The organism is Streptomyces sp. NPDC046821, assembly GCF_040645335.1.
Lineage (GTDB): Bacteria > Actinomycetota > Actinomycetes > Streptomycetales > Streptomycetaceae > Streptomyces.
The window spans coordinates 132,784-146,686 of record NZ_JBEYYB010000001.1 but is presented as its reverse complement, the minus strand read 5'-3'; the positions used below and the strand labels follow the sequence as shown (position 1 = coordinate 146,686).

Here is a 13,903-nt window from a genome sequence, read left to right as displayed (position 1 = left end):
GTTCTACCAGCGCATTGGATGGCGCCTCGACGCCACGCCGCCCGGGGCCGCGCCACCTTCAACGATCCGGACGGCAACATCTGGGTGATGCAGGAGATCACGGCCAGGCTCCCGGGACGGGTGGACCCGACCGTCACCTCTTACACCTCGGTCCACGATTTGAAGGCCGCGCTGGAACGGGCGGCTCGGGCCCACGGTGAGCACGAGAAGCGCACCGGCGAGGCTGATCCGAACTGGCCTGACTGGTACGCCGCTTACATGGTCGCCGAGCAAGCCGGCACCGAACTACCGGAGTGAGCGAGTCGCCATGTTCCCCCCGACCGGGACCGCTCAGGACTGGCGCAAGACATCCGCCAGGTGTCGGTGTCCGACGGTCTCGTGGCCGATCACCGTGACCGTCCGGAACCATCGAACGCCGACGCGAACCAGGAGTAGTCGGTCCACGCCACGACCACCGCGGTCACCGCGATGCGGGGTCCCGCGATCGCGGTGCAGATCTGTCCTGCTGCCAGATAGCGGGTCATCTGGTCCGCAGCGGTACCGAACGCGACGACGAACTCAGGTCGTACAGCAGCTCCAGAGGCGTGGCGGGGCGATGCCGTTCGTCAGGGTCTCGGCCGACCAAGGGACGGAGAGGGGGAGCTCGCTGCTCTTCGACCTCGGGCATGACAAAGCAGTGCCACCCCGTCGATCACCCGGCACCCGCGGAGACCCTCGCCCGCGCACGGGTGCTGACCCGGGTGGTACCCGGGTGCGACGCGCGGCCCGCGACAGCAGGGTGGGGTCCACCACCAGCGAACCCGACCCGAGGAGGTCACTGATGGGTTCCCATCCTGATCGACGGCGTTTCCTGAGCATGGCCGCGGGGACCGCGGCACTGGCTCCGCTCGGCTCCGCCACGCCTGCCGCGGCCGCCGCGCAGCCGGGTGCGCCTCGGACGACCGGTACGCGGTCCGCCGCGGCCGGGCCCTTCGGGCCGGTGAAACAGATCGAGGCCGGGGTTCTGAACATCGGTTACGTCGAACTCGGCCCCGCGCACGGCCGCCCGGTGCTCCTGCTGCACGGCTTCCCGTACGACATCCACAGCTACGAAGAGGTCGCGCCGCTGCTGGCGAGGGAGGGCTACCGCGTGATCGTCCCGTACTTCCGCGGCTACGGAACCACTCGGTTCCGGTCGGAAGACACCCGGCGGAACGTCGACCAGGTCGCCTTCGCGCTCGACACGATCGAGCTCATGAACGCCCTCCGGATCAAGCGGGCCATTCTCGCGGGCTACGACTGGGGATCGCGGACCGCAGACATCATCGCGGCGCTGTGGCCACGCCGCTGCCAAGCCCTGGTCTCGGTGACCGGCTACCTCATCACCAATCTGGCCGCCAACCGCAAACCCCTGCCGCCCGCCGCCGAGAACGCCTGGTGGTACCAGTACTACTTCGCCACGGAACGCGGCGTCGCCGGCCTCACCCAGTACCGCCACGACTTCGGCCAGTTCGTCTGGAAGTTCAACTCACCCACGTGGGACTTCTCCCAGGAGACCTACGACCGCACAGCCGCGGCGTTCGAGAACCCCGACTTCGTCGACATCGTGATCGGCAACTACCGCTGGCGGCAGAGCCTGGCCCCGAGCGAGCCCGAGTACGAGCGCTACGAGCACGTTCTCCAGCAGGCGCCGACCATCTCCGTGCCCACGATCACCATCGACGGTCGCTACGACCCGTTCACGCCGGCCGGCAACGGCTCCGCCTACCGCGGCATGTTCACCGGCAAGTACGACCATCGCGTGCTCGACGTCGGGCACAACGTTCCGCAGGAGGATCCGCGGGGGTTCGCCAAGGCTGTCGTCGACGTCGCGGGCTGGTGACCTCCGCCTGACACGACGAGAGCCACCCCCGCCCACCGGCGGGTGCGGCCCTCGCAGCGCGTGACCAGCGCCCAGTACAACTGCTCGATGGCGCTGCTAGCGACCACGGTTCGTGACCTCCGTAGGGAGCCCTGTCAGGCACGCGGGGCCAGGGAAGCGGGAGACCGGGTTACGCGTTGCACTCACGGGGCCGGCAGACGCCGAATCGCGGTAACGCGGGGGGCATCCGGTCGAATCCCGTACTGCGACGCGTCTCCTGAGCGAACTGGGACGCGGCCTCGTACGCTTACCGACATCTTCAGTGGGAGCGCTCATGAATACCGCACGTGACCTGCTGCTCATCTCCTTGGACAGGGAACACGGAGTTCCCGCGGACCAGGGGGCCCTGTCGCTTGCGCTCGCCGGTGCGGAGCTCATCGACCTCATGAACATGGAAGCCCTCGCCGTGCAGGGCGAGCGCATCGTGCCGGGACTCGCGGCCGCGCACGGCGACGACATGCTGAGCCAGGCTGTGTCGCTGCTGGTGCGTGCGGAGCCGTACGAGCTGGTGGACGACTGGCTGTGGCGTCGTGGGAGTGGTCTGGCCGCGGAGTACGTGTCCGTGCTGCAAGGCGAAGGCCTGCTCGCCCGCAAGCCGCACCGCTTGATGCCCAGCCCACCGCAGACCGCTGAGTCGGAGGCGCGCCGGGTCGCGGCCGCCCGCTGGAAGGAGGGCGAACCGGTCCTCCTGGCCCTGGCCGCGGCTCTCCGGCGAGGAGAGGAGCCGGCCGTCGATGTCTCGGGTCTGTCGGACCCGGTGGTGGCGGTGCTGGCGGCGGTCGGCGGCGCGGAGCTGGAGTTGGAGGCCGAGCGCCAACGCAGGTCCGTCGAGGATGCCGCGTTCGACAACATCTGGCGCGGAGCGTGAGCCGGTGACCGCGCGCCTTTCGGACGACCGGCCGCAGTCGCCATCCGGCGAGGTGCATGAGCCGCTGACTGCGTCCGTCTGACATTCGGCGGCGGTCATCGACGGGATTACTGGGGGTCGAAGCGGGGCTCGTCGAGTTCGGCCCCCGGGCGAAGTTCCGGCATCGACGCCCGGCTCGGCGGGGCCTGATTGTCCGTCCTGGTCACGGGGCGAGGAACGGGAGCAGCCCGGCCAGCAGCGCGTCCGGCTTCTCCTCGGCGACGAAGTGCCCGCAGTCGGGGACGATCAGGCTCTGTACATCGGATGCGGCGGCGGACATCGTCTTGAACACCGTGTCCTTGGAGCTCATGCCGCCGGCGATCGCCAGCACCGGCAGCGTCAGCATCTGCTTGGCGCGCTCCTTGTTCTGCGCGGTGGTGGCGTCGATCGCCCGGTAGAACTCGAAGCTGCCGCGCAGCGCGTCCCGGCTCGCGGCGAAGCCGCCGATGTAATAGTCCAGGACGTAGTCCGGCATCGGCTTCACGGTCCGGTGCGCGAACTCGAAACCGAAGAAGATGTCCTCCCGGTCGCGGACCAGCAGTTCGTTGGTCGTGTGGATCCGGTTGAACGGGATGTGCCAGATGACGTCATTGGTCGGCGCGTCGACGAACAGCAGCGGCCCCTGCACGACGCCCGGGAGCGTGGTCTCCGCGACGGCCAGCCGGTCGACCCGGTCGCGGTGGTCCGCGGCCAGCGCGTAGGCGATCACCATGCCGGTGTCGTGGCCGACCACGGAGAACCGCTGGTGGCCGAGGGCGTCCATGAGCGCGACCAGGTCGCCGGCCAGTGTGCCCGTGTCGTACCCGTCGGCCGGCTTGCCGGAGATCCCCATGCCGCGCTGGTCGACGGCGACGACCCGGAAGTGCCGGGCCAGTTCCGGCATCACCAGGCGCCAGGCGTACCAGTTCTCCGGCCAGCCGTGGATCAGCAGGAGTGCGGGGCCGGAGCCACCGACCACCGCGTGCAGGCGTACAGCGCCCGTATCGACGAGGACGCTCTTGAAGGTGCGGGTGAACCCGGCCGGGAGGCGCGGCACTCCGGACACCGAACCGGGGCCCCGCGGACCCGTTGCCGCGGCGGCGGGCGTCGCCGGCCCGACGGCCAGCGAGGCCGCGACGCCAGCCGCACTGCCGACCAGGGTGCGTCGCGACAGCCCGGCCCAGTCGCTGCTCTCCGGGACCGACGATGGACTCATGGGAACCTCCTTCGAAGGATGACTGGTCCCACCATCGCGCGGGAGGGGTGCCCGGCACCCCCGGGACGCACCCTGGCCCGCGCCCTGGCCCCGGCCGGGGACCACGTGGCAAGATCGGGAAGTCGTCCTCCCGTTCCGCCTGGGCGGACCAGCGGGGGTGTGGGGTGGGGGTCCTGATGGCTGAGGGTCCGTGGCGTACCGGTGGAGCTGCCGTACTGCTGGGCCGGCACGACGAGCGCGCCGTGCTGCTGCGGCTGGTGGACGCCATCGCGGCCGGCGGCAGCCAGGTCCTGGTGGTGCGCGGCGATCCGGGGATCGGCAAGACGGCGCTTCTGGACTTCCTCGCGGAGCGGGCGGAGGGCTGCCAGGTCGTCCGGGTCACCGGCGTACAGACGGAGATGGAGCTTCCCTTCGCCGGTCTGCACCAGCTCTGCGCCCCCATGTTCGACCGCCTCGACGGCCTGCCCGCCCCGCAGACGAACGCGCTGCGGGTGGCGTTCGGCATGGACGCGGGGCCGGTGCCTGACCGCTTCCTGATCGGGCTGGCTGTGCTCGGCCTGCTGTCGGAGGCGGCGGAGCGGCGGCCCCTGCTGTGCGTGATCGACGACCAGCAGTGGATCGACCGGGCTTCGGCGCAGGCGCTCGGGTTCGTGGCCCGGCGCCTGGCCGCGGAGCCGATCGGGTTGGTGTTCGGGACCCGCACCACCGGGGAGGAGCTGGCGGGTCTGCCGGAGATGGTCGTCCCCGGCCTGCCGCGGGAGGATGCCCGGGCGCTGCTGGGGTCGGCCCTCCCCGGGCCGATGGACGAGCGGGTACGGGACCAGATCCTGATGGAGACAGGCGGCAATCCGCTCGCGCTGCTCGAATTGCTGCGCGGCCTGCCCCGGCCCCGGCTCGCGGGCGGGTACGGGCTGACGGACGCGGTGTCGCTGTCGGCCAGGATCGAGGCGAGCTTCACCCGCCGGCTCCAGGCGCTGCCCGAGGACACGCGACGGCTCCTGCTGCTGGCGGCGGCCGATCCGTCCGGTGATACGGCGCTGGTGTGGCGGGCCGCCCGGCACATACACATCCCGCTGTCGGCGGCGCGGCCCGCGGTCGCCGCCGGGCTGGCGGAGTTCGGCGCGCGCGTCTGGTTCCGGCATCCGCTGCTGCGCTCGGCCGCCTACCGCTCGGCCGCGCTCGCAGACCGCTGGGCAGCCCACCTTGCGCTGGCCGAGGCGACCGACGCGGACGCCGACCCGGACAGGCGGGCGTGGCACCGGGCCCAGGCCGCGGACGGGCCGGACGAGTACATCGCCGCCGAGTTGGAGCGCTCGGCGGACCGGGCGCAGGCCCGCGGCGGGCCGGCCGCGGCTGCGGCGTTCCTGGAGCGGGCCGTGGTGCTGACCGCCGAACCCGCCCGGCGCACCGAGCGGATCCTCGCCGCGGCCCGGGCCGGCCTGCGGGCCGGTGCGTACGACCAGGTCCTGCAACTGCTGGCCGAAGCGGAGAAAGGGCTGTCGGACGATCTGCAGGGCGCCCGGGCCGACCTCCTGCGCGGGCAGGTCGCCTTCTTCTCGGGGATGGGCGACGACGCGCCCCCGCTGCTGCTCAAGGCCGCTCGCCGGCTGGAGGCGCTCGACCTCGACCTGGCCCGCGAGACCTATCTGACCGCGTGGGTCGCGGCGGTGTTCGCCGGCCGCCTGGCGGGGGTGGGCAACCTGCTGGAGGTATGCCGGACCGCCCGCGAGCTGCCCTGGTCGTCGCGGCCGGGCCGGGCCGAACTCGTGCTGGACGCCCTTACGTTGCTGGTCACCGACGGGACGGTGGCCGCCAAAGACAGGCTGCGGGCTGCGGTCGACGCTTTCTCCGCCGCAGACGTCGACCCCGCCGACCACATGCGGCTGGGGTCGTACGCGCAGTCCGCCGCCATCTCCCTGTGGGACATGGACGCCTGGCGCGCGCTGGTGGAGCGGCAGGCCGCGGTGGTCCGCGCGGCCGGGGCCCTCGACCTGCTCCCCGTCGTGCTGGTCGGGCTCGGCGCCACGACCACGTGGGCCGGGGACCTGGCCGCATCGGCGGGGCTCATCACCGAGGCCGACACCGTGGCCGAGGCCACCGGCACCCGCGCGCCGCCGTTCGCCGCGCTGATGCTGCCCGCCATCCGCGGCGACGAAGCCGCCGCGCTCCCCTTGATCGAGGCCACGATCACCGCGGCGACCGCCGGGGGACAAGGCCTCACCGTCGGGTACGCCAACTGGGTCACCGCGATCCTCTACAACGGGCTCAGCCGCTACACCGAAGCACTGGAAGCGGCCAGGAAGGCCGGAGAGGACGCCCTCGGCGCGCTCTACGTCTCCCTCTGGGCACTGCCCGAGCTGATCGAGGCGGCGGTACGCAGCGGAGACCCCTCGCTCGCGACCGAGGCCATGACCACCCTCGCGCACTCCACCCGGGCCGGTGGTACCGACTTCGGCCTCGGCATCGAGGCCCGCTCCCGCGCGCTCCTCAGCGACGGCGAAAGCGCAGACCAGCTCTACCGCGAGGCCATCGAACGCCTCTCCCGCACCAACTACCGGCCCGATCTGGGCCGCGCGCACCTGCTGTACGGCGAGTGGCTGCGCCGCCAGGGCCGCCGCACCGCCGCCCGTACGCACCTGCAGGAGGCCCACGACTTGCTGGCCGCGATCGGCGTCGGAGCCTTCGCCGAGCGTGCCCGGCGCGAGCTGCAGGCCAACGGCGAACGCGTCCAGGCAGCGGCGGCCGTGGCCGGCAGCGCGCTCACCGGACAGGAGATGCTCATCGCCCGCCTCGCGCGCCAAGGTCGGAGCAACCCGGAGATCGGCACGCAGCTGTTCATCAGCGCCCGCACGGTCGAGTGGCACCTGCGGAACATCTACGCCAAGCTCCAGATCAGCTCGCGCCGCGAGCTTCGCCACGTACTCGACAATGTCCTGGCGTAACCCCGGGTACCGGCGTGACCGTGGGCGCATGAGCGCGTAGCGAGCTTGTGCCGGCCACCGACATCCGGTTCGCCTCCGAGCGGGCGCTGGAGATCCCGCTCGGAGGCGACGAACTGACGGCCGAGACGGCGGCCGCGTACGGCTATGTGAGCGGGGAGCTTCGCCAGAACGCCTGGCGGGCTACGCCGGCACCACTGGCGGCGGGCCGGGCGGGACGATCCCACCCGGCCCGCCCGCCCGTCAGCCCTGCCGCAGCGTGCGGAGACCCGCCCGGAGTTCGGCGGCGTAGAGTTCCGGCTGCTCCCACGCGGCGAAGTGGCCGCCCTTCGCGACGGTGTTGAAGTAGACGAGTCGGTGGTAGGCCCGTTCCGTCCAACTGCGCGGCGCCTGGTAGATCTCGCCGGGAAAGACGCTCACCGCGGCCGGAATGGAGACGTCGGCGGCGTTGGTGACCCGGGTCTTGTTCTCCCAGTAGAAGCGGTTCGCCGACACCCCGGTGTTGGTCAGCCAGTAGTGCGTGATGTTGTCGAGGACGTCGTCGCGCGTGAGGTTCTCGTGCGTGCCGCGCAGTGCGGAGATGATCGCCGCGGCCGGTTGGTCGTCGTGGTCGCCGTGGTCGAGCAGCCAGGACGCAAGGGCGACCGGGGAGTCCGCCAGGCCGTACAGCGTCTGCGGGCGGGTGGCCATCTCGCCGTAGTACCCGAGGTGCTTGGCGCTCTGGTCGGCGAGGTTCTCGTACGCCCTGCGCTCATCGGGCGACAGGCCCGCCGGCGCCGGGTCGCCGACCAGCATGGCCCGGGCGATGTCCGGGGGGACGGTGCCGGGCAGGTTGGTGTGGATGCCGAGCAGTTCCGGCGGTGCCTGGTGGGCCATCGCGAGGTTGATGATGGCGCCGATGTCGCCTCCGGCGGCCGCGAACCGGTCGTAGCCCAGGCGCTTCATCAGCGCCACCCAGGCCTTCGCGACCCGTTCCGGGCCCCATCCGGTCTCGGTCGGCCGCTCGGAGAACCCGTACCCGGGGACCGAGGGGATCACCAGGTGGAAGGCGTCCGCCGCGGTCCCGCCGTGCGTGGTGGGGTCGGTGAGCGGCTTGATGATCTTCAGCTGCTCGATCACCGAGCCGGGCCAGCCGTGCGTCACGATCAGAGGGAGGGCGTGCGGGTGCCGGGAGCGGATGTGGAGGAAGTGGACGTCCAGACCGTCGATCGCGGTCAGGAACTGCGGCAGGGCATTGAGTACGGCCTCCGCCTTCCGCCAGTCGTACGCCTTGCCCCAGTAGCCCGCGACGTCCCGCATCAGCGCGAGCGGTACACCCTGCGTGGTGTCGGAGACCGTCTCCCGGTCCGGCCAGCGGGTTTCCGCGATGCGGCGGCGCAGGTCCGACAGGTCCCTGCCCGGGACGCGTACGCGGAACGGCCGCACGGCGGTGTCGCCAAGCCTGCGACCTTCTCTGGAAGCCGCTCTCGCCGAGGTCCCGGCGGCGAGCTGGGCGGCGGCCGCTGTCGCTGTCGCAGTGCCTAGGAAACGGCGGCGGCTGAAGTCTGTTCTGCGGAGCATCTTCCCCTCCCTGGGCCGAAGTTGACGTGATGCCGTCAGTCTCAGCGCGTTTCCGGAACGACGCCCCAGGCATCCTCCCTGGCCGCCGCCCTGGGCGGACGGGGGCCGCGGGTGTCCCAGTCCCACCACCCCAGGCCGCGCGTGGAACACCGTCGCACGGGCCTGCGCCGCGGCGGCATCGAGACACCGCGGATCCGGCATCGGTCACCCGACCGGGCGGAACACGACGGGCCGGCACGGCGATCCGCAACTCGGCCCCCGCCAGGCGGCTTCGGCGGCCGCCCACTCCAACGCGTCCCAGGCGGCGTCCGCAGCATCGACAAGGGCGACGACCGGCCCCGCATCGAGCCCGGACAGCGCGCCGTTGGTGCGTCCCGCCCCTTCTGCCGTATTCGGAAGATGCCCACATGTCCCGGGCGCCGCGTATGAACCGGGACCCGGGACATAGGAGCGAAGGTTCAGTCCGCCCCGGCCAGATGGTCCGCACCGCCACAGCCTGAGCGAAGCGGCCCGGGACCCCCGACCTTCGTGAACCAGTGAGTCTGCCTGGGTCTTCGGAGCGCGATCTGGGCGACTGTGGAGGCATCGGTTCCCGATCCCGGAAGTCAGGAGTGATCGACGATGGCGAAGATCCTGTTCGTTCTGACCGGAGCGACGTACTGGACTCTCAAAGACGGCACCCGGTACGCGACGGGCTATTGGGCCGAGGAGTTCGCAGCCCCCTACAAGGCGGTCACGGAGGCCGGCCACCAGGTCGTGGTCGCGACACCGGGCGGTGTCACGCCGATGGTGGACATGATGAGCCTGAGGCCGGAGATGGCGGGCAGCGCTCGGATCGCCCTCGATCTGGAGGCGGTCATCCGTTCCGCCGAGGAGATCCGGCGTCCGATCCAGCTGGCGGACGCCCGGCTGGAGGACTACGACGCCGTTTACTTCCCTGGCGGCCACGGCCCCATGGAGGACTTGTGCGGCGACGCGGACGCCGGCCGGCTGCTGACCGCCGCGCTCGCCTCCGGCAAGCCGCTCGCCGTGGTCTGTCACGCCCCGGCCGCTCTGCTGGCCACCCGGATCCACGGCGTGTCCCCGTTCGCCGGCTACCGGGTCACGGCGTTCACCAATGACGAGGAGGACGCCGTCGGCCTGGCCTCCCGGGCGCGGTGGCTCCTGGAGGACGAACTGAAGGAGCTGGGCGTGGAGTTCGTCCGGGGCGAGATGTGGAAGCCGTTCACGGTGGTGGACCGCAATCTGTACACCGGGCAGAACCCGGCGTCGGCAGCCGCTCTCGCGGAACGACTGCTGGAGGTGCTCCCGTAAGCGGCCCCTCGGCGATGCCGCTCACCGCGTGGTCCTGCGAACGGTGACTTTCCGGCCCTGCCCGTCGTTCAACAGCGCTGCCGACACACACAAGGAGTCCGTCATGGTCATGGACATCGACATGAAGGTGGAAGTCCTCATCATCCCGGTCGCTGATGTCGAGCGCGCGAAGGAGTTCTATACCGCCCGGCTGGGCTGGCGGCTGGACGTCACACCGCCCGGCGTCGTGCAGATCACGCCGCCCGGGTCAGCGGCCTCGATCCAGTTCGGCAAGACGCTGACGGACGCGGCGCCGGGCTCGGCCAAGGGATACCTGGTGGTGTCCGACATCGTCGCCGCCAGCGACGCACTCGTCGCCGCAGGCGTCGAGGTAGGCGAGTTCTTCCACCTCGGCGCGGACGGCCTGACCCCCGGCCTGGACCCCGAGCGCCGGACCTACCGCTCACGCGCACAGTTCAACGACCCGGACGGCAACACGTGGATCCTGCAAGAGATCACGACACGGCTGCCAGGGCGGATCGACACCGGCATGACGTCGTTCCACTCCGTGGACGACCTGTCGAAGGCGATGCAGCGTGCGGCGACGGCTCACGGCGAACACGAGAAGCGGATCGGCGCGGCCGACCCGAACTGGCCGGACTGGTACGCCAAGTACATCGCCGCCGAACAGGCCGGCTCCGAACTGCCGCAGTGACCCGAGAAGGATGGAACCGGATATGAGCGTCGTTGTGATCGTCACCATCTTCCCCGGACCGGAGCACCGGGCCGAGGTGGTCAGCGCCGTGGAGAAGGCGATCCTCCAGGTCCACGAGGAGCCGGGGGTCGAGTTCTACGCACTGCTCGAAGGCGACGACCGCCTGATGATGATCGAGAAGTACGAGTCGGCGCAGGCCCAGGCGGAACACGCGAAACGCCCCGCCCTCACCGGACTGCTGGCGGCGCTGGACGGAAAACTCACACGTGAGCTCGACGTCCAGGTCCTGACACCCCACCCGGCGGGAGACCCCCGGAAAGGCGCCCTCCCGTCGGGGGCCTAGGCGCGCCGGTCGGCACGACACCGACACGGCCAAGGAGGAAGTTTCCACACCATGGGCGCCGAACCAGCAGAAGCCTGGGAATAGCCTTGGCTGCGACCACGGCGCTTCCGGTGTTCACCGCGGCCGGGCTACGTCGGCGCCCTGTCGGCAAGGCTGCCCGGAGACCAACTCGACGCGCGCCGCGTCGAGTTGCGGGCGAACCTGCCGATCAGCCGCGTCGTCGGTTCCGAGGACGTCGCCGTTCTCGCCGGCCACATCATGGCCAACACCTTGCTCACCGCGGCCACCTACGACATCGACGGCGGACAGCCGTTTTTTGCCTTGTGACATCGACGACGACGGCACGCGACTGCCGGCTGGATCCTGACGGAACCGGCCGGCCTTCACCTCGTCAAGAACGCAGCCAGGTCTATTTCCGGTTCCCTGGTCTGGAGACCGTCCTTCAGCGCCGCCTGGATCCGGCCCTGTACTTCGGGGGTGCCGACACCCTCCACGAAGAGTTCGGCGTCGCGACGGAATTCGTCGGCGGGCGCGAGCGCGATCGCGTTGACCCGGTTTTTCACGACGACCTGACCGGTGGCCGGGAATCCGGCGATCCGATGAGCGAGCGCACTGACGAACTCCCCGATCGTGTCGGCCGGCAGCGCCCGATTGATCCAGCCGTACCGTTCGGCGAGGTCCGCGTCGTAGTCCTGCGCGCTCAGCATCACCTCCAGCGCCCGCCCCCGGCCCATCAGACGCGTGAGATGCTGCGCGGCGCCACCCCCGGGAATCACCCCGAACGCGGGCTCGAACTGGCCGAAGACGGCTGACTCCCGCGCGGCGAACCGCATGTCGCACGCCAGCACGAACTCGCTGCCGACACCGCGCACCCGGCCCTCGATCTGCGCGATGGTCACCAGACGGCTGGTGCTCAGGTGGCGGAAGACCATGGAGATGGACGGTTCGCCGGTCAGTTTCGCCGCCTCCGCCTGGCCGTCGGCCACCCGGATCACGTCCACGTGCGAGATGAAATAGTCAGGGTCCGCACTCGTGAACACGAGCACCTGGGTGCCGTCGTCGGCCTCGGCTCGCTGAATGACCGATACCAGATCGCGGATCAGTTCGGGTCCCAGCAGGTTTATCGGCGGGGCCGCGATCTCCACAAAGCGGACGGCCCCTTCCTGACGTTCGGTGAGTGTCTCGAAATTCATGGGATCTCCTCTGCCCTGGGCTGGTGAATGGACCGGATCAGGCGTGCGAGCGGCACAGGCGTGATCCGAGGTCGATCGCGGTCGCAGCGACCACGACGCGACCGAGTACCGCGGCGCGATCCTTGACGTCACCCGCGTCGCCAAGGGCGACCGCTTCGGTGTCCGCCAGCCGTGCGCGGCGGCCAGTGAACCCTTGTGTTTCTCCTTCCGGTACGGCGCGAGGAAACTCGGTCAGCGCGTCCAGCATGGAGTCGGGTGCCTGTTCCATCACCCGGTGGCCGACCGGACGGACGAATTCCTGGACGTGCGACGCCGCGCCCTCATCGCCTTTGCCGGCCCGTCCGCCTGGCTCTCCATGCCGCCGATCGCCAGGACGGGCAGGTTGTCGATGGAGGTCTGGACGGCGTAGTCGGGCAGCGTCGCCCTCCGGCAGCCGAGTGCGTCTTCGGGCTGCACTGATCTACCGCCACAGTCCCGCGTCCGCCGGGTCCATCGCCCCGGTCGATTTCCCTGGACCGCGATCACCGATCCGGCGGCCAGGGTTTTCGACGGGCGCGACTCGTGGCCCGGACGAATAGTTTGCGTGACATCAAAGAACCTGAAAGGAGGCCGGCATGTCCCTCACGACGGACGAGTCCGTGGCCGCCGCCACCGACGACACGACCTTGGTGGACACGAGCTGCACAGCCACGATCGACGCGCCGATCGAGCAGGTCGACATCCCCGCGTGGTGCTTCTCGCTCGCCGACGCCGACTATCAGGCCTGCTCACACGCGCACTACGCGGCCGGCTCGACGACGGCGCCGGACGGCCGCCGGATGTCGATCAACGTCGAAGTGGTCGGCGGCACCATCATCGTCCAGCACTACGTCGAGGACATCGCCGAGCCCGATCACCTCCGGCTCGTGTCGCACTCGGACCTGTTCACCTCGACCGGCCGGACGAAGATCGACGTGACCTGGGAACTGAAGGTCACCCGGATCGACGATCGGACCTGCCAGTTCACGAACCGCTTCCGCAGCTCCGCGCCGCCGGAGATGCTCGACTTCCTGGCTGGACAAGGACTCGACTTCGATACCTTCCGGACCGCCCGGCGGCCCAATTCCGAGGCGCACAACCGCGAGGAGACGCCAGGATTCGCCAAGAGCATCGAAAGGCACGCGCGGGCCCGGGCCGGATCGGAGCGATCATGACCTCGTTGTCCTACGACGCCGGGATCACGGCTCTTGTCGTGGTCGACCCCTACAACGACTTCATCTCCGAGGGCGGGCTGTTCTGGGACCGTCTGAAAGGAGTGGCCGAAGCCAACAACTGCGTGCCCCACATGCGGGAAGTCATCGACGCCTCGCGCGATGCCGGTGTGCGCGTCTTCTACGCGCTGCATCACCGCTACCGGCCCGGTGACTACGAGACCTGGAAGTACATCGCGCCGATCCAGAAGGCGACCTGGCGCTCCAAGGGCTTCGAGTACGGCAAGTTCGGCGGCGAGATCCGCGAGGAGTTCGAACCGCAGCCGGGTGACATCGTCGCCCACGAACACTGGTGCTCCAGTGGCTTCGCGAACACCGATCTGGATCAGCAGCTGAAGGCCCATGGCATCCACCGCGTGATCATCATCGGTCTGGTCGCGAACACCTGTGTCGAGGCGACGGCGCGTTTCGCCGCCGAGTTGGGGTACGACGTCACGGTCGTCAAAGACGCGACGGCCAGCTTCACCGACGATGAGATGCACGCCGCGCTCGTGGTCAACCTGCCGAGATACGCCAGCGCGGTCGTCACCACACGCGAGATCGTCGAGGCCTTGTCCACTCCTCCGGCCCGCTCCACGCCCGGCACCGACCGCTGACAACGCCGGCCA

At 70.3% G+C, this 13,903-nt stretch carries 16 protein-coding genes; 11 read left to right on the top strand and 5 right to left on the bottom strand.

Going from position 1 to position 13,903, the window contains the following annotated elements; translation table 11 throughout:
* Positions 1 to 18: 18 nt before the first annotated feature.
* Complete coding sequence (locus tag ABZ893_RS00715) at positions 19 to 297, top strand: hypothetical protein (protein ID WP_361394560.1); 279 nt, start codon at positions 19 to 21, stop codon at positions 295 to 297.
* 89 nt (positions 298 to 386) lie between these two features.
* Here ABZ893_RS00715 and ABZ893_RS00710 read toward each other — a convergent pair whose 3' ends face one another.
* A complete protein-coding gene (locus tag ABZ893_RS00710; protein WP_361394557.1) occupies positions 387 to 524 on the bottom strand; it encodes a hypothetical protein in 138 nt (45 codons plus the stop codon).
* 296 nt (positions 525 to 820) lie between these two features.
* On the opposite strand from ABZ893_RS00710, the gene ABZ893_RS00705 reads away from it, so the two are divergent.
* On the top strand, positions 821 to 1,861 hold the full coding sequence (locus tag ABZ893_RS00705) for an alpha/beta hydrolase (protein ID WP_361394554.1): 1,041 nt from the start codon (positions 821 to 823) through the stop codon (positions 1,859 to 1,861).
* Between the two features lie 313 nt (positions 1,862 to 2,174).
* Positions 2,175 to 2,768, top strand: a complete 594-nt coding sequence (locus tag ABZ893_RS00700) for a GPP34 family phosphoprotein (protein WP_361394551.1) — start codon at positions 2,175 to 2,177, stop codon at positions 2,766 to 2,768.
* A gap of 202 nt (positions 2,769 to 2,970) precedes the next feature.
* Here the strand turns inward: ABZ893_RS00700 and ABZ893_RS00695 are convergent, their stop codons facing one another.
* Positions 2,971 to 4,002 carry an alpha/beta hydrolase gene (locus tag ABZ893_RS00695; protein WP_361394548.1) on the bottom strand — a complete coding sequence of 344 codons (1,032 nt, stop codon included), beginning with the start codon at positions 4,000 to 4,002 and terminating at the stop codon, positions 2,971 to 2,973.
* 176 nt (positions 4,003 to 4,178) lie between these two features.
* Here ABZ893_RS00695 and ABZ893_RS00690 point away from each other — a divergent pair, with 176 nt between their 5' ends.
* The gene (locus ABZ893_RS00690; RefSeq protein ID WP_361394545.1) at positions 4,179 to 6,944 is read left to right on the top strand and encodes a BREX system ATP-binding domain-containing protein; all 2,766 of its coding nucleotides are present in this window, start codon (positions 4,179 to 4,181) and stop codon (positions 6,942 to 6,944) included.
* Positions 6,945 to 7,184: 240 nt separating this feature from the next.
* On the opposite strand, the gene ABZ893_RS00685 is transcribed toward ABZ893_RS00690, so the two are convergent.
* Positions 7,185 to 8,501: an epoxide hydrolase family protein gene (locus tag ABZ893_RS00685; protein WP_361394542.1), complete on the bottom strand. Its 1,317-nt coding sequence runs from the start codon at positions 8,499 to 8,501 to the stop codon at positions 7,185 to 7,187.
* A gap of 621 nt (positions 8,502 to 9,122) precedes the next feature.
* Between ABZ893_RS00685 and ABZ893_RS00680 the strand changes: the two genes are divergently transcribed.
* From ABZ893_RS00680 to ABZ893_RS00665, 4 genes are all read left to right on the top strand, one after another.
* Positions 9,123 to 9,815, top strand: a complete 693-nt coding sequence (locus ABZ893_RS00680; protein ID WP_361394540.1) for a type 1 glutamine amidotransferase domain-containing protein — start codon at positions 9,123 to 9,125, stop codon at positions 9,813 to 9,815.
* 103 nt (positions 9,816 to 9,918) lie between these two features.
* On the top strand, positions 9,919 to 10,509 hold the full coding sequence (locus ABZ893_RS00675; RefSeq protein ID WP_361394536.1) for a VOC family protein: 591 nt from the start codon (positions 9,919 to 9,921) through the stop codon (positions 10,507 to 10,509).
* A 22-nt stretch (positions 10,510 to 10,531) separates the two neighbouring features.
* The gene (locus ABZ893_RS00670; RefSeq protein WP_361394533.1) at positions 10,532 to 10,852 is read left to right on the top strand and encodes an antibiotic biosynthesis monooxygenase; all 321 of its coding nucleotides are present in this window, start codon (positions 10,532 to 10,534) and stop codon (positions 10,850 to 10,852) included.
* Positions 10,853 to 11,041: 189 nt separating this feature from the next.
* Positions 11,042 to 11,179 (top strand): hypothetical protein, encoded by a 138-nt coding sequence (locus tag ABZ893_RS00665; RefSeq protein WP_361394530.1) that lies wholly within the window; start codon positions 11,042 to 11,044, stop codon positions 11,177 to 11,179.
* 56 nt (positions 11,180 to 11,235) lie between these two features.
* Here ABZ893_RS00665 and ABZ893_RS00660 read toward each other — a convergent pair whose 3' ends face one another.
* The gene (locus tag ABZ893_RS00660) at positions 11,236 to 12,045 is read right to left on the bottom strand and encodes an enoyl-CoA hydratase/isomerase family protein (RefSeq protein ID WP_361394527.1); all 810 of its coding nucleotides are present in this window, start codon (positions 12,043 to 12,045) and stop codon (positions 11,236 to 11,238) included.
* Positions 12,046 to 12,082: 37 nt separating this feature from the next.
* On the bottom strand, positions 12,083 to 12,292 hold the full coding sequence (locus ABZ893_RS00655; protein WP_361394524.1) for a hypothetical protein: 210 nt from the start codon (positions 12,290 to 12,292) through the stop codon (positions 12,083 to 12,085).
* Positions 12,293 to 12,319: 27 nt separating this feature from the next.
* Here ABZ893_RS00655 and ABZ893_RS00650 point away from each other — a divergent pair, with 27 nt between their 5' ends.
* The 3 genes from ABZ893_RS00650 (at position 12,320) to ABZ893_RS00640 (ending at position 13,891) form a co-directional block, all read left to right on the top strand.
* Positions 12,320 to 12,454 (top strand): hypothetical protein, encoded by a 135-nt coding sequence (locus tag ABZ893_RS00650; RefSeq protein ID WP_361394522.1) that lies wholly within the window; start codon positions 12,320 to 12,322, stop codon positions 12,452 to 12,454.
* A 205-nt stretch (positions 12,455 to 12,659) separates the two neighbouring features.
* The gene (locus tag ABZ893_RS00645; protein ID WP_361394519.1) at positions 12,660 to 13,238 is read left to right on the top strand and encodes a hypothetical protein; all 579 of its coding nucleotides are present in this window, start codon (positions 12,660 to 12,662) and stop codon (positions 13,236 to 13,238) included.
* Positions 13,235 to 13,891, top strand: a complete 657-nt coding sequence (locus ABZ893_RS00640; RefSeq protein ID WP_361394516.1) for an isochorismatase family cysteine hydrolase — start codon at positions 13,235 to 13,237, stop codon at positions 13,889 to 13,891. The genes ABZ893_RS00645 and ABZ893_RS00640 overlap by 4 nt, the downstream gene beginning before the upstream one ends.
* The last annotated feature ends 12 nt before the right edge of the window (positions 13,892 to 13,903 follow it).

Bases quoted from the DNA above. Each gene is read 5' to 3' on its own strand.
- ABZ893_RS00675 (WP_361394536.1), top strand. From the start codon at position 9,919: ATGGTCATGGACATCGACATGAAGGTGGAAGTCCTCATCATCCCGGTC.
- ABZ893_RS00680 (WP_361394540.1), top strand. From the start codon at position 9,123: ATGGCGAAGATCCTGTTCGTTCTGACCGGAGCGACGTACTGGACTCTC.
- ABZ893_RS00645 (WP_361394519.1), top strand. From the start codon at position 12,660: ATGTCCCTCACGACGGACGAGTCCGTGGCCGCCGCCACCGACGACACG.
- ABZ893_RS00695 (WP_361394548.1), bottom strand. From the start codon at position 4,002: ATGAGTCCATCGTCGGTCCCGGAGAGCAGCGACTGGGCCGGGCTGTCG.
- ABZ893_RS00655 (WP_361394524.1), bottom strand. From the start codon at position 12,292: ATGCTGGACGCGCTGACCGAGTTTCCTCGCGCCGTACCGGAAGGAGAA.
- ABZ893_RS00690 (WP_361394545.1), top strand. From the start codon at position 4,179: ATGGCTGAGGGTCCGTGGCGTACCGGTGGAGCTGCCGTACTGCTGGGC.
- ABZ893_RS00700 (WP_361394551.1), top strand. From the start codon at position 2,175: ATGAATACCGCACGTGACCTGCTGCTCATCTCCTTGGACAGGGAACAC.
- ABZ893_RS00670 (WP_361394533.1), top strand. From the start codon at position 10,532: ATGAGCGTCGTTGTGATCGTCACCATCTTCCCCGGACCGGAGCACCGG.
- ABZ893_RS00640 (WP_361394516.1), top strand. From the start codon at position 13,235: ATGACCTCGTTGTCCTACGACGCCGGGATCACGGCTCTTGTCGTGGTC.
- ABZ893_RS00715 (WP_361394560.1), top strand. From the start codon at position 19: ATGGCGCCTCGACGCCACGCCGCCCGGGGCCGCGCCACCTTCAACGAT.
- ABZ893_RS00660 (WP_361394527.1), bottom strand. From the start codon at position 12,045: ATGAATTTCGAGACACTCACCGAACGTCAGGAAGGGGCCGTCCGCTTT.
- ABZ893_RS00710 (WP_361394557.1), bottom strand. From the start codon at position 524: ATGACCCGCTATCTGGCAGCAGGACAGATCTGCACCGCGATCGCGGGA.
- ABZ893_RS00705 (WP_361394554.1), top strand. From the start codon at position 821: ATGGGTTCCCATCCTGATCGACGGCGTTTCCTGAGCATGGCCGCGGGG.
- ABZ893_RS00685 (WP_361394542.1), bottom strand. From the start codon at position 8,501: ATGCTCCGCAGAACAGACTTCAGCCGCCGCCGTTTCCTAGGCACTGCG.